Raw genomic sequence first — 20,534 nt, 5'->3', positions numbered from 1 at the left:
GCGGAAACGGACAGCAAATGTCCAACTCGGGGGTACCGCCGGTGCTACGGCGAACGCGAGCCCTACAAGATGCAACCCAACCTCGGGCGAGACGCCGTTGCGCGCTGGGACGTTTCGCGATCACGCAATATCGGTTGGCTTGGCTCTTAAAGGTTCCGCCCCCGTGTGCTCCTCCCCGGCGAGCTGTTGAGCCCGCGGCTCGCGATCCGCGTCGGCACGTCTCCGATTGCCTGCTATGTAGGTGCGATTTCAGGCAACCAACTCGAGCTGCCAGCATTGATTTGGGTAGTCTCGGGAGAAATGCCATGCTGCAATTCAACCTGCCTCGAGAAGTTGCAATCGGTGATGAAGTTGCCCTGACGAGTACGGTCATGGACATGCTTCCCAGTGGGCGCGCCAGGGTGAGCATCCCCTCCTATGATCGTCCTTATGCGATCGATGCGCCCCCCAGAACTCACGTCGGAGACAAAGTCGTTCTTGTTGGGGACGTCACTCGGGTCGATCCTGAAACCAACAAGCTGAGCGTACGGATTGACTGTGGCGGGGTGGTTACCGTCCACAAATCGGCGATCATAAGGCTCAAGAAAAATTGCGCGGCCCGAAATGGCTGACGCATCACCCCGCGACGCAAAGCTCGCCAACGAGGCCGAGCTCGCGGGATGGGATTATCCACGCCATCTCGCCGCGCCGGCCCTACCGACGGGCTGCGCTTGATGAAGCTTGACCTCATCGGCGAGGTGGCCGAACTCGCGCGTTATATCGGCTACTGGAAGCCCTATGCGACGAGCCATGAAGGGCTTGACGCCAACCGCGCAATCCAGACCGGGGTCCGCAACGCGGTGTTGGCACTGGCGGAAGCGGCCAAAGAACGGCGTGCAGGGCAGTTTCCACCGATCGTGACATCAATCGGGACAGGCCACGACGCTCCGCGTCCGATATGGCGTGACGGATGAGGGAGATGCCACACTGGGTTCGCGGTACCTGGATTCTCTTGAAGGACGCCGTCACCGGCTTCATCGACGATAATGCGTTGAGCCACGGGGCAGCGGTGGCTTTCTACGCCACGACATCGCTGGCGCCGATCCTTCTGATCGTCGTGGCGATCGCCGGTCTGGCCGTGGGCAAGGATGCGGCCCAGCTCGCCCTGTCAGCGGAGATATCCGGCGCGATGGGCGCGCAGAGTGCCGATCTGCTCAAGGCGACGATCGAGACGGCTTCGCACAGATGGTCCGGGACGCTTGCCACGCTCATCGGATTGGTGACGCTCTTCTTCACTGCCTCCGGTGTTTTCGGTGAGATGCAACAGTCGTTGAACGAGATCTGGAAGGTAAAAGCCGACGGCCTGTCGCTTTCGCGCCTGGTGCGGGCGCGGGCGGCAAGCCTCGGCCTGGTTGCCGCGTTGGGCTTCATGCTGCTGGTATCGCTGGCGGCAAGCGCAGCGATCACCGCGCTGAGCGATGTCATCAATCACCACCTGCCGTTCGGCGAACTGGTGCTCGGCACCGTCAACACCGTTGTCTCTTTCTTGCTAATTGGGCTGCTCTTCGCCGCGATCTACAAGGTCTTGCCGGATCGCACGCTCAAATGGCGCGATGTTGCCGTCGGTTCGGTGGTTACTGCGTTGCTGTTCACCATCGGCAAGTCGCTGATCGGCTGGTATATCGGCACCAGCGCGATAGCGACTTCCTACGGAGCGGCAGGCGCGCTTATGGTGGTGCTGCTTTGGGTCTATTATTCAGCGCAGATATTCCTCTTCGGTGCAGAAATTACGCGCGCTTACTCGGTCAGGCGCGGAAGCCGGCCAGACCTTGCGCCGGCAGTGGCGTTGAGCGGCGACAAGATAGACACGCCGCGCCGGCCTGAGGTGCATGACGGCGAGATCGCCGCATGGATTGTGGTAAGCAGCCTGATCACCGCGCTGCTCTCGCATTTGTCGCGGCGAAAGCAGGATTGACGCCGCGCGGGGGCACCGTTGGCATGGAAAGCCGCACCATCCGTGATGCGATCGCGTGCGTCGATGCTGATCAGGCGGGCGGAACGGAACGATCCGGCTGACGTTTGTGCCAAGGATCGGCGCGACAGGAGGACTGCATGGCGGCCCCACGAGCAGTTTGGAAAGGGTTTCTGAAAGTCGGGTCCGTGTCGTGCGGAGTGAAGCTTGTGGGTGCAACCAGTGAGGCATCGAAAATCCACTTCAAGATTTTGAATCGGAAAGATGGATTGCCCGTCAAGGCTGCCTATGTTGACGAAGAGACGGGCGATGTCGTCGATAGCGAAAACCAAGTCAAAGGCTACGAGGCAGACGCGGGCGATTTCATCAAGGTCGAACCGGACGAGATCAAAAAGCTAAAGATGACGTCTGAGCACACGCTTGAGGTCGACGAGTTTGTCGCCATCAAGGATATCGATACGCGCTACCTGGAAAAGCCTTATTACCTGATCCCTGCCGACGGTGCTTCCACCGAGGCCTTCTCCGTGCTGCGCGAAGCGATGGCCAAGAAGGGCGTGGCGGCGCGGTCCTGCGTGGTGCTGTACCAACGCGGGCGCGAAGTCGTGATACAGCCATATGGCAAGGGAATGCTGCTTACCGAGTTGCGGACCCATGACGAGATGATCTCGGAAGAGACCGTATTCAAAGACCTGGAAAGCCATGAATATGACCAGGAACTGCTCGAAATCGCAGGCCTGCTGATCGACAAAAAAGTGACCAAGTTTGATCCGTCGAAATTTGAAGACACCTACGAGGATGCGCTCATCGCGTTGATCGACGCAAAACGCAAGGGCAAGCAGCCGCCCAAACCGGTGCCCCCGCCCAAGGAGAACGTTATCGATCTGGCGTCGGTTCTCCGCAAGAGTCTCGCCAAGGAAGGCATCAAGGACCGCCCCAAAGCCAAAGCCGGACGCAAATCGGCATAGTCGCGGATCTGGTTGTCTGCTTTCTTCGAATTATGACCGAAAACGATCCTGTGCCGGGATCAGAAAAGATCGATTGGTCGCTCGGGCTCGGGGCTTCCGCCCGAGTCATTCGCGCGGTGCAGGGGCGCGTCGCCTTTAACCCCAAGATGCACGTCCCATCGACTGCGAAAAGGCGGGCTTTGCAGACAGGCGGTGACGGCTGCCGCCCCTCCAGTCAATAATGTGCTTCTTTTCACATGGAGATACTCACCGAAAGATACATTGATCAAATCATATTGTTCGATTTTGGGGTCGAAAGGGGAATCGCCAACATATGCACGTCGCAATAAGGAGAATTGGACGAGATGCAATTCATTGGGATAAATTGCACATAACGCAATGACTCGATGAATTGTAGGTTGAGCGGGCAACAAAGGCATTGCGAACATCTGTCGTCTTGTCTGTGATTTAACCATAGCTGGTACACGAAAAGGCAATTGGTGATCGCCGGGCCGGGCTAGCGCTATTCCTCCGCGGTTTGGAGATGGTGCGTCCGCTCCCGAATGTGCCCAGCGTCGCGATACAAGCGGCGTGAGTTGGATGTCCAAGAGAGGGCTTGCAGTGCACCAACGTGCATATCTCGACGAGTGTTGGTGTTGCCGGAACCGTGGTCGACCAGGCAGGGAGAACTCAGATGTACACTCATATCCTCGTGAGCACGGATGGCTCCGACGTCGCCAGGAAGGGCGTTGAGCAGGGGATAGCCCTGGCGAAAGCCTTGGCTGCCAAGGCGACAGTTGTCACGGTCACGGAGCCAATGCTGATTGACTATGGAACCGGATTTACCTCCGGGTCTATTCCTTCGCAGGAGGAGGTTGATAGTTTTGAGGCCGCGAGCAAGGAATTCGCAGGGCAAGTCCTCGATCAAGTCAGGGAGGCAGCCGACCGGATGGGGGTTTCCGCAGAATTTCTACATGTCCCGGATACCTACCCGGCCAAGGCGATTATCGACACCGCCAAGTCACGAGGCTGCGACCTGATTGTGATGGCTTCCCATGGCCGTCGTGGCATCAGAAAGCTTTTGCTGGGAAGCCAGACGTCGGAGGTTCTCGCGGATGGAAGTGTGCCTGTCTTGGTCGTGCGGTAGCCAAACGAAACCGGAGAAGCGCCGGCTTCCTCTGCGCTCAAGCTTCCGGAGAGACGGTGTCCTGTGACGAGGATGTCTCCACGCGTCGGCCTCGGCATTTAGAGGTGCCGCGCAATGGCATTCATGATTGCCGCAGGCTAGACAACGATAACGCGGGCACCGTTGCGCACCGTTCCGAAGAGTTCAAAAATATGCTCGTTCAACATCCTGATGCAGCCGGATGATGCAGCTTTTCCAATGGTCCACGGCTCATTGGTCCCATGAATGCGATACAGCGTGTCCTGGCCATTGCGATACAGATACAGTGCCCGGGCGCCGAGAGGATTGTTTGGGCCTCCCGGAACGCGCTGCGGCAAGGTCGGATTACGGCGTCGCATCTTGGCGGTGGGGGTCCAGATCGGCCATCGGGCTCTTCGTTCAACGATGGCCTCTCCACCCCATCTCTGTCCGTCCCGACCGACTGCGATGCCGAAACGGATCGCCCTGCCGGCGTCTTCGACATAGTACAGGAAGCGCTCCTGCTTGTTGATTAGGATTGTTCCGGCGGTTTCCCTACCCAAGTAAGGCACCGTTTGCCGACGGAATTGCTGGGGGATGCGCGTCTTGTCTACGAGAGGGATGTCAAAAGGGTTTATCCGGAATTCTCCCGATATACCAACTCTTTTGGGAAGCTTCCGCATGCAGCGCCAGAAATGATATTCCCCCAACGATCACGGATCGTCTGCTCAAAGAATTCACCAAATGAACCTCCGAAATTTAATGACTTCTTGGCTGGTATTTTATGAGCTTCGATGAGCCTGCGCTATCGGGACCAACATTTCTGACATCGGCCTCTCCGCTGAGGGTGCAATCTCATGCCATACGAGCGCCTCGTCAGACTGCGGGGTGTTCCCGGCGGGCAGTTCGAACCGGCGTCCAATCTCCAGCTTCGCCAAGGAATGGGTTCACTCTTGTCTTCGACAAGATTACCTCAGCCGAAGACTCCAATCACGTAGTCGAAAGCTGATGGCTGAGAAGGCAATTGTTGGCCAGGAGGCTGTTCAGAGAAGGTTTGCCGTTGTTCGACCGCTCCGCCAACGGAGGGTGCTTGAGGCCCAGCCAGCCCGCCTCCCGCGCCTCTTTGGGCGAGATTCCGAACTCGCGCCTGAATGTCCGGCTATATGTCGAGGGATCCATGAAGCCCCACTCCTCCGCAATGCTCGAAATCGGGCGTCCATCCGCGATGTTTCCGAGCGCGTCCCTCGTTTTCAGCAGCCGCTGTCGCCGGATATAGTGCGAGATTCCTCCGGCTGGTTCGAAAATCCGATAAAGTCGAGAGCGTGAAATGCCGAGGTCTTGCGAGAGCTTTCCCGGTGTCAGATTCCGGTCGGCCAGATTGGCTATTATGATCTTGTTCGCGCGGGCCATGATGACCGCGTCGATCGGCTCCTGTGCTTCGAAAAAGTGATCCCGGGACGGGGAAATGCACGCGGCAAGCAGGCTGGTGGTCGCCGATGCGACATACGGGACGTCGCTTTCCGTGCGATGGGGGAAGGAATGATAGAGCAGCAGAACATAGTCGGCGACGAATGCGGCCATCTCGGGCCGGATATCGAGCGTGAAGGGTTGCGAGAAGGCGAAATCCCGCGGAAGGAATAGCGCAAGGACACCGTCATCCTCACCCTGGTCTTCATGGGGTGCACCCAGGCATTGCCAGCGCAGCTGTCCCATTCTTGGCGTGCCGCCGCCCGCGGGGATTGTCTGGGGCACCGAAAGAGCCCAGTGGTCGAACACCGGATTCTTTCTGCTGCGCCACCGCCGACGGTACCCCATCCCGGGGTATTCGATGAAAGCCAGCACGAGGCTCTCCAACCGCCACGCCCGCTCGCGCGCAGAGAACGAGCCGAACTCGTCTCGCAGCAATTCGACGTCGGCTATATTTGAGTGCCAACTCCGGAAAAGGTCGAATTGCTCGGGCGGTGGCGCCTGCGAGGTATCAACGTCTACGACGCATCTTAGAGGTTCTGGGGTCCCGATCGTTTCGCTTTCGCTGACAATTGATGGCTTGTCTTGCATTGAGGCAAACTCATTGCTTGAAAGAGGGTGACGGCAACCCCATGGAATTCTCGATCAAGAGACCAGACGTATCGGGCTCATCCCCGGCGGATGTAGCCGCGGCGAGATCGAGGTTATGGGACTTGAAATCCTGACACCCGCACCTGCTTGGGTGGTATAGAACCAGTCGACAAGAACATCTCGCCCAGCCAGCAGAATCGATGATGTGCGGATGTCGGCAGCGTGTATGGCAACTGCTCCAGCGATCGGCTCGCCAAGAGTATCGCTTCGTACTGTTACCTCCATCACAAGCTCCTATCGAGCTAGCAGATCAACAATGAACGATGTGCTTTTCGCAAGGAGACGGTCCTGACAATTAAAAATCCAGAGTGGAGTTATCGAAAATCGTGATGCTAATGACGAGGACACGGCCGAGCTTAAACGGTCATCGATTTTTGAAAAATATGCGAGGAATCCATAATATGGGTTTGACGTATATTTCTTGTAGCTTGTGGGATGATCTGCAGGCGCCCCGACCTCTGCCAGGAATCCGTCACTGTCTTGAAGAAAGGGACAATCCCAATGAATTGTTGATCAGAAGGTTGCTCAGGATGCCAGCATCCGCGAGGGGCTCATCCACAGTCAGCCAGGTCGAATGCTTGACGCCCTGCCACCCGAGTTCGCGCGCTTCCCTTGGAGAGATGCCGAACTCTGTTTTGAACATCCGGCTGTAGGTAGACGGATCTTGGAAGCCCCATACTTCGGCAATGCTGGAGATCGTTCGCCTGTCCGAACTGTCCGCTAGAGCGTCGCGCGTTTTCAGCAGCCGCTTGCGCCGCACATAGTTGGACACACCGCCCACCGGCTCGAAAATCCGGTAGAGACGGGAGCGTGAGACACCGACCGCGCGGCAGAGTTTGTTGGGCGTCAAGTCGGGATCGCTCAACCTCTCTGCGATACGCTTGGCAATCCGAGCGGCAGACACCGCGTTCACAGGCCCTTGCGCCTCTGCCAGATGATCTTTTGTCGGCATAAGAGCAGCCGCGGAAATGTTGGCAGTCGCGGTGACGATATGGGGCAGATCCGCTTCTCTCAAATGAGGAAGTGAGCGGTGCAGCAGAACGGCGTAGTGCGCAAGAAAATCCAGTGCCTCGTCGCTGGCTTCGATTTTCGATGATCTGGTTGCCGGCCATGTGCGGGGCAGAAACAGTGTGATGAACAGATCATCGTTGCTCACTCCAACATCGGGCAAGGCCAGACACCTCATGCGGGGCCGACGAGATATCATCTCGCCGGCAGCAGACTGCGAGAACGGCACGGACAGCATCCAGTGATCCAACAGGGACCGTCTGCGATGTTCCCATTGTATCTCGTAGCCGGAGCCTGGGATTTCGATGGAACTCAACGCCAGATCGCCCAACTGCCATACCTGATGACGAGCCGGGAACACGGCGTGCTCGGCCCGAAGAAGCTGTATTTCGGCAACCCCGGCAAACCATGATCGATAGAAATCAAACTGTTCGGCTGGGGGTGCCGACAAGCTATTTACGTCGATGGCGCATCTTAGAGGCTCATCCGCAAAAGGGTCGGTGGGAATGCCGGCAGCGGTTACTCTCGCGTCCATAACAAACTCCTGTCGTACATGAGACGCCGAAGTATAGGCAGATCAAGAGGTCGGCAGGCCGTTTCCCGCAAGGAAACCGACAATAAAACACCCCTCAACCTGCCGCCGCGGATGAGATTGATTTTGAGGCAATCTTAAGCCGGAGATGCTCCCCTAGAGTGGGCTAGGAATCCCAAACGTAGACAATGCGTTTATTTCTCGTGAAAGCTGGGACAGCGTTTTCGCATCGTATTTACCCTTGCGACTATGGCCATTCTCATCGGCGCCGAGCGCGCCATGTGGAGTGACCTTGCGTTTCTCTTGCTTGCGACCAACCGGTCGGAAGGTTTGTTGCGGCCCCACTGAGGTCGCGCCATCAGAATCTCCTGACGGCCAACCAATTTCTATCCACTTTCCGACGGAGTGCCCGAAAGCTCTCGGAAAGGGGTGGTTCAGTAGGCAACTAGGCCGAATGCGGGCTGCACATAGCTGTGATGAGGCCCTACGCGTAGGTGTGTCGTTGGCTTTAGGATTCGCCGACCGCGGGGGATCCGGCATTTCTGCCGACTGCCTCCGTCCACAGGAGCCGACGGCTTCATCGTCTTCCCATCCTGATCAAAATGCCTGAGGCACCGCGTTAACCAGCCTCGGATCGGCAGGTTTGAGCATCCCATCAGTCTGGTGCTGCGTGTCTCCAGAAGCGCCGACGCGCCTCACTGGGGGAGCATCCGAAGATTGACGTATAGGCTCCAGCGAAACGGCCCAGGTGCCAGAAACCAAAGCTCATGGCGATGTCGGTGATCGAGAGGCGATCGCCCTGCGTCAGGATAAGGCCGTGCGCGGCCCGAAGCCGCCGCTCCCGCTCGTAAGCTCGAGGGCTGACTCCCAGACGTTCCTGAAAGGCGCGCTCCAACATTCGCTCGCCAATGCCCAGTACCTCGCAGACTGCACTGATGGAAACAGGGCTATGAGGCCTTGCCTCCAGAATGGCCAGGGTGGCATCAACGATATCGCGCCGATCGCTGGAGCCGAGGGCGCGGGGGGATGGTTGCTCCGTGAGGGAAAGCACCCGCGCGAGCGCGGCGCCCGCTTCGCTCGCCGCAACAGCCAGGCCGGCACTTAGGTCATAGCCACGCTGTGCTGCAGCTTCCGCGAACCCGACGGTTCGCAGCAGCCTCTGCTGAAGCTCCAGCTCGGCTCCTGCCGTGAGGCGTTGCTCATGTATCCCTGGCATCAGCGCGGTCCTCTGGCCCAGGTGGGAGGCTGATGCCGTGCGCAGAGACTCGAGCGCGGACCCACGCAGACCGATCCGCATGAGGCGATAGCTTCCTGGCATCTCCAGCTTGAATTCTGTTCCCGGGCCGATGATCCGCAACTGCGGTACTTCACTCCGTTGTCCGTTGAAGGTCGTGCCTTCGCCCCAGAGGAACACCGCCGTCAACGCATCGTCATTGATCGCCCCGGACATGGCGATGCCACCCTTGTCCCGCAAATCGAGGACGAACGCGTCGCCATAGTCTATCGTTGCAAGGCTCGATGCATGGCGCTGCTCGCCAATCTGCTGGATATGGAATTCCGCGTCGGGATCGGACTCGCGGGTGCGCGCGACCACGGAATTATACTGGCGGGCGTACCAGTTAGGAGCCTCCAACAACGAGGGCCTCTCCAAGTCTTTTGTCCGGACTGGAGTTGGACGCGATCGCTTTCGTCCAACTCGATAAGTCAAGCAACCGAGTCCGGCTTGTTTCTGCGGGCGATCTTTATAATCAGAAGAATGATTCCGATAGCAAAGAGAAGACAGCCAACCATGATGCTCGATGGAGAGCCATAGCGATAGCCCGATGCAAAAATGAGAAAGCCTATGAGCAAGAGGCCGATAGCTATCAATTTGTTTGCCAACAAGGCCTTGGTGTTTCCTTCCATTGTAGCAGCTCCTTAAAATTTGACGTTTCGAGGTGGTGTCGAGGGTCTTTCTGGCTTTCGCTCTATTCGGTCTTTTCTTCCGGCTCCCAGGAAGCCGACTGAACATTCGAGTCGAGCGCGAGGTGAGCGACGACGCGTTCGACTGATTGCGCATCATCACGGTTGCTGAACAACGTTGCTTCTATTCTCATGGCGTCGCCCTCATTGATGGGATGGCTGTTAAGGGAGCGTAGGCGGAGGAGGTTTGTATTGATGGTCTGAAGCAGAATCGATCTGAGCAAATAAACATTATCTCGTGAGCATACGATCTCTATAGTGTACGTGTATTCGATGGCAGGTTGTTCCTGAGAGTGCCTTCGAAAGAATCTTGAGAAATTAGGAAGAAGCGAATTGAGTATAATAATGAGCATTGCGGTTTCCGCGGCCAGCAGCAGAAAGCCAAAGCCTACGAAGACCCCGACAGAGCCAGTGCTCCAGATCGTCGCGGACGTACTCAACCCTCTTATGTTGGAACCGTCCCTGATGATCAGGCCGGCGCCAAGGAAGCCAATGCCGGTTACGACCTGAGCCCCCATTCTAAGATCGAGACCTGAGCCAAGAGCGCCCGGCAGCGAGGAGTATGCCGCCGCGCCCAGTGCGACCAGCGCGTGCGTCACAAGTCCTGTATATTGTTGCCGGTACTGGCGTTCCGCACCGATCAGCGCGCCGAGCAGCAACGCAAGCACAAGCTTCAGCAGGATTGATTGAGTTATCGCGACTTCAGCTTCCAAATGTTCATTCCGTCTGATTCAAAATGCAGGGGCTTTCATCACATGGCGCCGAGCTCGGACGCCGGCTGCTGGGACACGGATTGCCGGGATGCCGACCGCTTCAGGATTGTGAGCGGCAGATGGAGAACGAGGGAGGCGTTATCGAAGATGATCTGCCGGGTCTCTTCGGCTTTGTCTTCGACCGGCATATCTTCGTTCACGATGAGACGGCGCAGCAGGGGCCCGGACCTCAACAGCTTCATCAGTGTTTCCGACGTTGCAAAGCCGCTGTGGCCGCCGCCGTCCACGTCGGAAATGTCGATAACCTGAATGTCCTTTTTCTGGAGGAGCGGGATATCGAAGCCACTGCCGACTCGTGGCTGGCCACCTGCAATGCGCCGCGACAGGCTCAAGGCGCGATCTCGCCGAGAGACAACGATCGTGAAGGGGTGCGGCAGTTGGGGTATGTCCCTGACTTGGCTGCTGAAGACATCTGGATCGATATCGGGCGCGGCAAGCAAGACGCCGCGGATTCTTGAGGTAACCGCCGCCTTACCTTGCAATACAAGGGTGCGAAGCGCCTCCATTACGACATACGCGCCCATGGAATGGCCGACGATGAAAACACCGCTAGCGTTCGATCGAGCTGCGATTTCGATCGTTTCGGCCAAGCCGTCCCGCGCCTGGAGAGCGCTATCGCGATCGAAAAGATAGGCGCCGATAGATCCCGCCGACGCCCAGGAGAAATGAACCGGAACCGAGGAGATGCGGTAGTCGTGGACGACTTGGGCATTACGAAACAGGCCTTCGGCAAAATTGTTGTTGTAGCCGTGCACGAAGATAAACACCTCGCGCTCCGAAGGCGGACGCTTCGCCAGCATCCCGTTCAACCGACCTGCGAAGGATGCTCTGTTCTCGAAGCGGACAAGATCACGAGCGGAAAAATGGCGCTTCGGATCGGGTGATGTCGATGACGTCTCGACGACGCCCGGCCAGTGTGTGGCCGGCACGACGACAGTCAACTGCGAAAAACTCAACGTCGGGGAACGATCCCGCGAATAGGGCGGTTCGGAGGTGGGGAACCTTGTGCGCGTGGTGGCGATCAGGAAGGAAATAGCCGACATTTCGTTGCTAATTTGTACAGGCGAGGCAAGGCCCGTCACGGCTCTTGGACCGGCGCAGCTTTGCACCAGCAATGCCAGCGAGATAACCAACACAAATCGTCCTGCGGGGTTCTGCATGCTGCTGGCCGCGCCGGCTTATCTTCGTAAACTCACCAGCCTTTGGCCATCCTTGTCCAACAGTTGCACTCGTCCTGTCTGTGGGGCTTCAAAGCGACGGACGGACCCGAGTGCCTCCAGAAGATTGCGCTCTTGATCCATGAGGGGCTGATCGCAGATCATCCTGGACGAGCCGGTTTCCGAGATCGTCAGCGCTTCTCCGGTCAAGGCGAAGCCGCCAAAGAACCGATTGCACGAACCATTCCCATGGATGCGTCCATCCGGCTCGAAGGCAAGGGTGGGTTTCGAACCCGCGACCGTGGTTTCTTCTCGAATCTCGTCCACGAGCCAATCTCCGTGAAGGAGGTCGCCCGGCTCTCCGGCGCAGCCTTCAAATTTCCGGTCGCCAAGGATGACGGTCGCGGTTTGGGGGTATGGCATTCCGCTCATGGTATCGACGCATATTTTGGCAGCGATGGTCAGCGCGAGTTGCCGGCCGTCTACCGTCGCCAGATAGGTGTCGGCGTCGCCTTGCCTTGTGGGACGCGGAGCCGGCTGAGCTGTGAAGGTCTCGCCCCCTAAGGCGTTAAAGCTGAGCGCGGTGTCCGAGATGCTGATTTGCCAGCCGGGTTCGTTGCCGCGTGCAGCCAACGAGGCAGCCTCCGCATTGCTCGTTGCGGTGGCGTACAGCGACAACACCGCGAGCAAAGCGGCCAACGCCAAGGATGAGCAGGACTTTGGACTCACGGTTGCAGCCTCCAGACGATGCGTCACTGAATTCGAAGGCCGCCCGGAAACCGGCCTCTGGGGGCAACTTCGCCAAATATTGCGCCGAATGTACCTACATCCGGTCTTCAGTCCATCGTCGCGTTTCGGAGAAGGAGTCCGTTCGGCGAAAAAATGGACGCAAAGCCAAGAATTGAGATTCCAAGAATATAAATGGTTGCCGCGGGCCATTTCGACCGCCCTTTGGCGAGGACGAACCTCAATGTGATGGTTCGATCGTATCGAGGCGTTCCGTACGATCTCCCCGACGCCGGGACGACAGATACTCGGTTGCTTTCTGGACGACAAAATAGACGGAGGGGATGATCAACAGGCCAATAGTCGTAGCCGCGGCCATGCCCCCGAAAATTGTGACGCCAACAGCCCGCCGCGCGCCCGCACCGGCACCAGTCGACACGACAAGAGGAATGATCCCGAGGATGAAGGAAACCGCGGTCATCATGACGGCCCGGAAGCGCTGCTCGGCCCCGATCCGCGCCGCCTTCATTATGCTTAGTCCCTCATCGCGCCGCTCCTTGGCGAATTCCACGATCAGGATGGCATTCTTCGCCGCCAGCCCGATCAGCAGCACGATGGCGATCTGCACGTAGAGGCTGTTCTGCAACCCGAAGACCTTCAATGCCGCTATGGCGCCGAAGAGAGCCGCTCCGAGCGAAAGGATGACGATCAACGGAAGCGACCAGCTCTCGTATTGGGCGACAAGGAAGAGATAGGCAAAGAGGAACGCCAGCGCAAAGACCAGCCCCTCCTGGCCACTGCCGCGGCGCTCTTGAAACGACAGGCCTGACCACTCGAAGCCATAGCCATTCGGCAACAGCTGGGCCACTGTCTTCTCCATCGCGTCCATGGCGCCGCCGCTGCTGCTTCCAGGTGCGGTAATGGCGTTTATGGGAGCGGCGACCGAGAGATTGTAACGCTGGATGGCGAATGGCGACAGGATCGTCGTCAACGACGCCAGATTGTTCAAGGGCACCATGGTGCCGTTCCGGCTACGCACATGCAGGTTCAAGATGTCTTCCGCATGGGCACGGAAATCGGCATCGGCCTGCAGATTGACCTGGAACACGCGGCCATTGAGCGTAAAATCATTTACGTAGCGCGATCCGAAGGCCGCGCCGATGGTGGAATAGACGTCCGACACGCTTACCCCAAGCGCTTCGGCGCGCGTTCTGTCGACGTCGACATAGACCTGCGGGACATTGGCGCTGAAGGTGGTGGCGGCCCCGCCGAGCTCCGGCAGATGATTGAAGGCGCCAAGCAGGGCGCCGACGACCTGCGCGATCTCTTGTGGCGGCTGTCCTTCAAGCGCTTGCAGGCGGAAGTCCAGGCCACCGACCGAGCCGATGCCGGCAATCGCCGGCGGCGCGAACACGGCGACGTTCGCGCCCGGAATTTGGGAGAACTTCATCCGCAGCGCCTGCAGGATGCCGGCGAGCTGCAGTTCGCTGGACCTGCGCTCGTCCCAGGGCTTCAGCGCCGCGACCGCCATTGCGCCGCTCGGCGAACTCGTCGACTGAAGGATGCTGAACCCCGCAACCGTGATGACGTCTTGCACGCCTCCGGTGTCGGTCAGAATCTTGCGCACGTCCTCCACGATGGCTTTCGTGCGGTCGAGCGAAGCGGCATTGGGCAACTGGATGTCGACGAACAGCGCGCCTTGGTCCTCGTCGGGCAGGAAAGTCGACGGTAGCCCGGTGAAGATCAGATAGGCGGCGGCAAAACAGGCAAGCAATCCCGCCACCGGCACGTACCAATGCCGCACCAGAAACCCGACGAGGCGTCCATAGCCGTCGCGCGTCTTGTTCATGAATGCCGTGAACCAGGCCAGCGGGCCACGCTTGAAATGGCCCACATCGCGCCGCAAAAGCAGTGCGGCCAGCGCCGGGCTTAGAGTCAATCCGACAAAGGAGGAAATCACCAGCGCCGAAGACAGCGTCACGGCGAACTGCCGGTAGAGCTGGCCGCCTATGCCGCCGAGAAACGCAGTCGGCGTCACCACGGCAAGCAGCACCAAGGTCGTGGAAATGATCGGCCCAGTGATCTGGTGCATCGCCTTGCGCGTGGCGTCGGCGACCGCGATGTCAGGGGTATCCTCCAGCACATGCTTGACGTTCTCGACGACAAGGATGGCATCGTCCACCACCAGGCCGATCGCCAGCACCAGCGCCAAAAGAGAAATCATGTTCAGCGAATAGCCGGCGGCAAACAGCACCGCCAAGGCGCCGAGCATGGAAACCGGGATGGCAAGCGCCGAGATGAACATGGCGCGCCAATCCTGCAGGAAGACGTAGGTGACTGCGAGAACGATCAGGAACGCCTCAAGCAGGGTTCTGGCCGTCAGCGAGATGCTGGCATTCACGAAGCGGGTCGCGTCGTAGACGATGTGATACTGCATGCCTTTGGGAAAGCGTGACGAGAGGCGCTCCAGTTCGGCGCGGACCGACGCCGCGGTCTGGATGGCGTTGGCGCCGGGCGACTGGTTGATCTGCATCATCGCCGAGGCGTGTCCGGCGAAGCTGGCGCTCGAAGCATAGCTTAGCGCGCCAAGCTCGAGCCGCGCGATATCGCGCAGGTAGACCTTGGCCCCCGCCGAGCCCGTGCGCACGACGATGTCCCCGAATTCCTCGACGCTTCTCAGCCGCCCCTGCGCGACCAGAGTGTATTGCAGCTCCGAGCCCTGCGCCTGCGGGGGGGCGCCGGCCTGTCCGAGCGTCGCCTGGATGTTTTGCCGCTGGATGGCGGCCGAGACATCGTCGGGCGTCAGGCTAAGCGCGTCCATGCGCTGCGGGTTGAGCCACACCCTCATCGAGTATTCCGAAGCCCCGGCGACCGAAGCCTCGCCGACGCCCCGCACGCGCGATATCGTGTCGGCGACGGTCGTGGTGATGAAATTAGTGATCGCCAGCGCATCGAGGCTGTCGTCCGGCGAATAGAAAGCGATGCCGAGGATAAAATCCGGCGAGCGGGCACGCACGGAGACACCTTGCTGCGCGACCGCTGCCGGCAGGCGCGAGATCGCCAGCTGAGCGCGGTTCTGCACGTTGATCTGTGCTGTCTCGGGATCGGTTCCGACCTCGAAGGTCACCGATAGCGTGTATTGGCCGGCATTGGAGCTGGTGGACGACATGTACATCATGTGGTCCACGCCATTGATGGCCGTCTCCAGCGGGCCGCCCACCACGTCGGCGATGACTTCCGCGCTTGCTCCCGGATAGGAGGCCGACACCGTCACCGTTGGAGGGGTGATCTGCGGATACTGCTGTATGGGAAGGGAAAACACCGCGATCCCGCCGGCGATCGAAATGATGATCGAGACGACGATCGCGAGCCGGGTGCGGCTGATGAAGAGGTCCGAGATCATTGCGTACCCTCCGCTTCGCGGGGGGTGACCTGCTGACCATCGGAAACGCGTTGCAGGCCCTCGACGACGATCGTTTCGCCGCCTTCCAATCCGCTCGTCGCCGCCCAGCGATTGTCGATGCGCGCACCGGTCGTGATCGCCTGCCTGGTCACGGTATTGTTGTCGTTGAGCACGAAGACGAACTTGCCCTGGCGGTCCTGAAGAACGGACGCCATCGGCACCATCGGCAATTTCCGGGCTTCTTCGTCGACGATTGTTAGCCGGACGAACTGGCCAGGCGCCAAAATGTGGTCGGGGTTGGGGAACAGCGCGCGGACAGCGACGGTACCGGTCTGCTGATTGACCTCGTTGTCGATGAACTGCACCCGCCCCGGCAAAGCAAATTGTGTGCCGTTGGCGAGAGACAGACTCAGGTGGAATTTGTTCGCATCGATCTTCTGGCCACCGGCAAGTTTCTGCCTGATGTCGACCAAAGTGCTGTCAGCGATCGAGAATGCGACGCGGATAGGATCGAGTTGTACGATGCGCGCCAATGATCCGGAGCCGGGCCCCACGAGATTACCGCGCGTCGCCAGGGAGCGGCCGATGGTGCCATTGATGGGAGACCTGATCTGAGCATAGGAAAGATTGAGTTCGGCCGTATTGAGGGCTGCATTGGCGCTTTGAACATCCGCCGCGGCGACATCGAATGCAGCCTGCGCGTCATCCAACGTGGCCTGAGAAATAGTCCTGCGGCTGAGCAGGTCCCTGGCGCGTGAGAGGCTTTGTCGCGCGGCGTTGCGGGTGGCTTCGGTCCTGGCCACCTGCGCCTGTGCGGACATTACCGCCGCCGACAGTTGATCCGGCTCGATTTCGAAAAGCAGATCGCCCTCCTTCACGTGCTGGCCTTCGGAGAACCTGATCTCCTTGAGCAGGCCGGACGCGCGCGCCTGAATGTCGACCGCATCGATCGCCTCGACCTGCGCGTTGTATGTCAGCGGCGCGTTTGCCGGACCGGACTGGACCTTCTGCACGACCACTGGCACCGTCGCCGCGGTCTGCGCACGTGCCGCTCCCGCGAAGCCGCCCACGCTGACTAGCAATGCGGCCGCCACGACCCTGGCTCGAAAGTCAAAATTGCTTTTCATCATCGTCGGATCCTGCTCTCAAGACAAAATCTTCGTCCTGCGCACGCTCAGGGCAATGACGAGATACGCCAGTCCAGCAATCATCATGGAAAATCCGGCCACCAAGCCAGTCGGCATCTCTCTGACGATCGGCCACTTCAGCAGTATGGAGAAAGCAGCGAATATGGCCACGATTCCGGAAACGGCGAACCAATACCAGCCGCCGATTTTCCTGACTTCAGCGGCGATGATTAATTGAAGAACACCGTGGACAAATAGTACAAACGCTATGAACAGTGATATTGCGGCCGATGCTTTGATAGGATTGAAGTAAATCATGATGCCGCCGATGAGCTCGAAGAAGCCGGTCAGTTCCTGCCACACGAAGCCCACCCAACTTTTGATCCAGAGCGATTGGATGACCTTGATGACGCCGACTGCCATCAGGGCCACGGCGAACACGACGTTGGATGCGAAATTGGAAACGCTGGGAACTGCGACTGAAAACACGCCGCCCGCAAGCAGGAGGAGCCCAAAGAGCAGAAACCTGCGCCACTTGCCCTGCTCGATTTCGGCCCGTTCATATGGCGTTGCAGGTGGGTGATCCGATTTTTCTGGCATGTCCCCGTTCCATGCAGGTTCTAAATATCGATCTCGCACCCTGCGGGCAGAGAAGAGAGCCGAGAGCGCTCAATGGAAAGTATCAGGAAGAAGTCTGCCGGACGGAGCGTCAGGAGCCTGTCTGGTTGCCTCGCGGCGAGATTTCCCGATGACGACGACTGCCTAGTCGAGATTTTCTCGCGGCCTTGCTTCGTCAGGACCATGAGGCCGTGTCGGATTAACTGATTGCTGGGAAGTGAAGGCGGCATACGGTTTTCCGCTGACTCTCAAAGGGTGCTCTTGTGAAGCCGGCCGTCCTTCATGATGACGACGAAGTTCTTATTTGGATCCTCGATCAGCCGGATGTCGTCGAGCGGGTTGCCGTCCACGACTAAGAGGTCCGCGAAAGCTCCTTCTTCGATGACGCCGAGCTTGCCCGGATAAGGGTTGCGCAGATTGGAGAGTGCGAGCAGTTCGGCATTGCCGGAGGTGGCCATCTGCAGGACTTCGGCGTTCTTGTACCAGTTGGCCAAATGCGTGAGCATCATGCTCTGGCGCGGACCCAACGCAGGCGAGAACAGCACGTCGGAACCCCAGGCCGTCTTGATGCCATGCTTGCGAGCAAAGGCATATATCCTCGGCGTCCCTGAGAAAAGCTCCTGGGCGCGGTCGGCGCTAGGTCCCGTCAGCGGGCCGGTGTCCTCCGCCGTCAGGAAGGGCTGGGTGCTTAGCCATGTGCCCTTCTCGGCGATCATCGCCGCCGTGTCCTCGTCCATCAGATGCGCGTGCTCGATCGACTGCACCCCAGCTGCCAGCGCGCGTCGTATCGCGCGAGACGTATAGGCGTGCACGGTAACGTAGGTGCTCCAATCCTGTGCCACCTCGACGCCTGCCCGCAGCTCTTCTTCGCTGAAGGTGACGATGTCCAGCGGACTGCGGGGCGATGATACGCCACCGCCGCCCACCAACTTTATCTGTGACGCGCCTTGGAGAAGCTGCTCCCGGATCCGCATCTTCAGGTCGCCGATATCGTCGACGATGGCCGCTCCCCCCAGGAGTTCACCTTTGCTGAGCTTGCCGCCGTCGCGCGGAATCTCGCTTGGCAGGCGAAGATCGGCGTGGCCCCCGGAGGTCGTGATCATCGCGCCGGAGGGATAGATGCGCGGGCCAGGGATCAGCCCGGTGTCGATAGCCTGCTTGAAGGAGAAGGAGGGACCTCCCAGATCGCGTATGGTGGTGAAGCCGCGACTGAGCGTGCGATCCGCCTCGGCGGTGGACGCTGCGAAGATAATCCCCGGGTCGCCGTTAAGCAGGATGTTGACCGGGACCGCCGCGAAGATCGCATGCCAATGCGCGTCGATGAGCCCTGGCATGAGGACGCCATTGCGGCATTTGATGACGGTGGCGTCCTCCGGGGGAGGGGCGTTCGTCATATCGATTCCGGAAATCCTGCCGCCCTCCACCAGGATTTGCGCTCCGTCCTTCACCGTACCCGACTTGCCGTCGAATAGCCGGACTTCGCGAAACAGGATCTTGGAAGGGGGCGCGGCCGTCTGCGCGAAGGACGGCTTTGTCAGCACCCCGGCGATGGCGGCAGCCCCGAAACCGGAGAGAAAACTACGCCTGGAAAAGGCCTCCAGACGACGAGAGACTCGTTGAAGATCGGGATTGAGACAACCGCAACCAGAACTGTGAACGAGGTGACCGTACTTCGAGCCTAGCCGCAGCATGTCTTTTGCTTTCGGTTGAGCGACACTGACACCTGCCGGACGGCGCTTCGTGTCGCGGTTCTTGTCATTTCAGGTCCCGTTACTCGACCAACACATCGCCGCCGACAGGATTGGCGCTGTCAAAGATGAGGAATACGATCGGAGTCCCCGACTCCGCTGTTGCATCGGTCCGCCTGGCGCCGACTTCGCCGCCGAGAGGCACGGAGTATTCCGCGACGATTTCCCCGAAGGTGTTCCTTTGGACTGCAACTTTCTGTCCGGGCCGAACGGTCTCATTGAGTTCGACCAACAATTCGATGAAACCGCCATGCGTCGCGGTGACGGGAAACATGCCGTCCGCGACGAAAACGCTCGAATCCTTGCTGGTTCTGCCGATAGGGCCTGAAATTATTCCGTGGTGCTTGATGACGTTCATCGTTCCTTCGACGAACAGGGCGATCATGTCGTGATCGAAGATCCGCGGCTTGCCGATCTCGGGCGTGAAGGCGGGAATGCCGGCATCGATGAGGGCATTGGCGAGAAGACCTCGCTCGCCAAAGTTGTCGAAAATCTGATCGACCGGATAGAGTTCCGCCATCGCCCGCACTTCGGGGAGATCCATGCGCGCAAGGTGGAACGCCGTCGCGTCCATGCCCGTGGCGGCTGTATGAAAATCGATCCCGTAGTCGAGGTTTGACCGCAGAAGCCGGTTGAATATCAGGCCGGCGTGGCGCGTCGGCGCGTCGGGAGCGTCCTCGTTGCCAGGGAACAACCGATTGATGTCGATCAGGTCGATCCCGCGCCCCGAATTCGGCCATCTCCGTTCCATGCCTTCCATTGCGGGGCGCGAAATGTCGAGTACCGCCATCACCGATCCCGACATCGCGGCCGGATCGAGCTCACGCATTACGGATTGCACGGTTTGAATGGGGCTCATTTCATCGCCATGCACGCCGCTCATCAGCCCCAGTCGTTTGCCTGGGGCTGCCCCCTTGGCGACCATCACCGAGACGTACCAGTGCTGGCCCGTCGGCATCTGTACGCCCTGGAAATAAAGGCTGTGCTTGCCTGGTTTCAGATCCGAGATGTCAAGCGAACTGATGACCTTTTTTCCGTCGATGACATCGCCGGTATAGACGGTCCCCGACGTCCCTGCGGGAGACGCGCTTGCAGGTGCCGAGCCCGTTTGCGCCTGCGCCGGCCCGGCCATGAGCGCAGCGGCAGCGCCGATGGTAGCGACCGATGCGATCATGAAGTCGCGACGTCCGAGGCCCTCGCTGGTTTCATGCGCCATGGCTGTGTGGTCCCTGCCGATGAGGATCATGCTGCAGATCTCGCGGTGACGCCTGCGAGGGCGGCTAGATCGTCCTTACCTATTCCCGTTGTGCGCGTGGTATCCGG

The 20,534-nt window shown here is 59.3% G+C and carries 18 protein-coding genes; 5 read left to right on the top strand and 13 right to left on the bottom strand.

Annotated features, from left to right (window positions below):
• Positions 1–305 precede the first annotated feature (305 nt).
• From LB545_RS15275 to LB545_RS15255, 5 genes are all read left to right on the top strand, one after another.
• On the top strand, positions 306–611 hold the full coding sequence (locus LB545_RS15275; protein ID WP_140500644.1) for a preprotein translocase subunit YajC: 306 nt from the start codon (positions 306–308) through the stop codon (positions 609–611).
• A gap of 102 nt (positions 612–713) precedes the next feature.
• Positions 714–953 carry a hypothetical protein gene (locus LB545_RS15270; RefSeq protein WP_140630370.1) on the top strand — a complete coding sequence of 80 codons (240 nt, stop codon included), beginning with the start codon at positions 714–716 and terminating at the stop codon, positions 951–953.
• Positions 954–958: 5 nt separating this feature from the next.
• The gene (locus LB545_RS15265; protein WP_140657550.1) at positions 959–1,954 is read left to right on the top strand and encodes a YihY/virulence factor BrkB family protein; all 996 of its coding nucleotides are present in this window, start codon (positions 959–961) and stop codon (positions 1,952–1,954) included.
• Positions 1,955–2,091: 137 nt separating this feature from the next.
• Positions 2,092–2,916 carry a Ku protein gene (locus LB545_RS15260; RefSeq protein WP_140517447.1) on the top strand — a complete coding sequence of 275 codons (825 nt, stop codon included), beginning with the start codon at positions 2,092–2,094 and terminating at the stop codon, positions 2,914–2,916.
• 673 nt (positions 2,917–3,589) lie between these two features.
• Entirely contained in the window at positions 3,590–4,042 is a 453-nt protein-coding gene (locus LB545_RS15255; protein WP_140499425.1) for a universal stress protein, read from the top strand.
• A 137-nt stretch (positions 4,043–4,179) separates the two neighbouring features.
• Here the strand turns inward: LB545_RS15255 and LB545_RS15250 are convergent, their stop codons facing one another.
• The 13 genes from LB545_RS15250 to LB545_RS15190 all read right to left on the bottom strand — a co-directional run bounded on the left by LB545_RS15250 (position 4,180) and on the right by LB545_RS15190 (position 20,427).
• On the bottom strand, positions 4,180–4,602 hold the full coding sequence (locus LB545_RS15250; RefSeq protein ID WP_224646872.1) for a L,D-transpeptidase: 423 nt from the start codon (positions 4,600–4,602) through the stop codon (positions 4,180–4,182).
• Positions 4,603–5,029: 427 nt separating this feature from the next.
• Positions 5,030–6,097, bottom strand: a complete 1,068-nt coding sequence (locus tag LB545_RS15245; protein WP_140517445.1) for a helix-turn-helix domain-containing protein — start codon at positions 6,095–6,097, stop codon at positions 5,030–5,032.
• 532 nt (positions 6,098–6,629) lie between these two features.
• Positions 6,630–7,700 (bottom strand): helix-turn-helix domain-containing protein, encoded by a 1,071-nt coding sequence (locus tag LB545_RS15240; protein WP_140499421.1) that lies wholly within the window; start codon positions 7,698–7,700, stop codon positions 6,630–6,632.
• Positions 7,701–8,352: 652 nt separating this feature from the next.
• A complete protein-coding gene (locus tag LB545_RS31020) occupies positions 8,353–9,291 on the bottom strand; it encodes a helix-turn-helix domain-containing protein (protein WP_140674440.1) in 939 nt (312 codons plus the stop codon).
• 110 nt (positions 9,292–9,401) lie between these two features.
• Positions 9,402–9,602 (bottom strand): hypothetical protein, encoded by a 201-nt coding sequence (locus LB545_RS15230; protein WP_140499417.1) that lies wholly within the window; start codon positions 9,600–9,602, stop codon positions 9,402–9,404.
• A 62-nt stretch (positions 9,603–9,664) separates the two neighbouring features.
• Complete coding sequence (locus LB545_RS15225; protein ID WP_181172734.1) at positions 9,665–10,372, bottom strand: MgtC/SapB family protein; 708 nt, start codon at positions 10,370–10,372, stop codon at positions 9,665–9,667.
• A gap of 38 nt (positions 10,373–10,410) precedes the next feature.
• Positions 10,411–11,592, bottom strand: a complete 1,182-nt coding sequence (locus LB545_RS15220; RefSeq protein WP_140559920.1) for an alpha/beta hydrolase — start codon at positions 11,590–11,592, stop codon at positions 10,411–10,413.
• A gap of 18 nt (positions 11,593–11,610) precedes the next feature.
• On the bottom strand, positions 11,611–12,318 hold the full coding sequence (locus tag LB545_RS31015; protein ID WP_181172733.1) for an META domain-containing protein: 708 nt from the start codon (positions 12,316–12,318) through the stop codon (positions 11,611–11,613).
• Positions 12,319–12,556: 238 nt separating this feature from the next.
• The gene (locus LB545_RS15210) at positions 12,557–15,718 is read right to left on the bottom strand and encodes an efflux RND transporter permease subunit (RefSeq protein ID WP_140559918.1); all 3,162 of its coding nucleotides are present in this window, start codon (positions 15,716–15,718) and stop codon (positions 12,557–12,559) included.
• Complete coding sequence (locus tag LB545_RS15205) at positions 15,715–16,848, bottom strand: efflux RND transporter periplasmic adaptor subunit (protein ID WP_140556215.1); 1,134 nt, start codon at positions 16,846–16,848, stop codon at positions 15,715–15,717. The genes LB545_RS15210 and LB545_RS15205 overlap by 4 nt, the downstream gene beginning before the upstream one ends.
• 15 nt (positions 16,849–16,863) lie before the next feature.
• On the bottom strand, positions 16,864–17,445 hold the full coding sequence (locus LB545_RS15200) for an HdeD family acid-resistance protein (RefSeq protein ID WP_140559917.1): 582 nt from the start codon (positions 17,443–17,445) through the stop codon (positions 16,864–16,866).
• A gap of 266 nt (positions 17,446–17,711) precedes the next feature.
• Positions 17,712–19,154, bottom strand: coding sequence for a metal-dependent hydrolase family protein (locus tag LB545_RS15195; protein ID WP_140499405.1), 1,443 nt, complete (start codon positions 19,152–19,154; stop codon positions 17,712–17,714).
• A gap of 79 nt (positions 19,155–19,233) precedes the next feature.
• Positions 19,234–20,427: a succinylglutamate desuccinylase/aspartoacylase family protein gene (locus LB545_RS15190; RefSeq protein ID WP_140623463.1), complete on the bottom strand. Its 1,194-nt coding sequence runs from the start codon at positions 20,425–20,427 to the stop codon at positions 19,234–19,236.
• Positions 20,428–20,534 lie beyond the last annotated feature (107 nt).

Source organism: Mesorhizobium sp. BR1-1-6 (assembly GCF_020165355.1).
GTDB lineage: Bacteria > Pseudomonadota > Alphaproteobacteria > Rhizobiales > Rhizobiaceae > Mesorhizobium.
The sequence above is the reverse complement of the archived record's forward strand: the minus strand, read 5'-3'. Positions and strand labels throughout refer to the sequence as shown.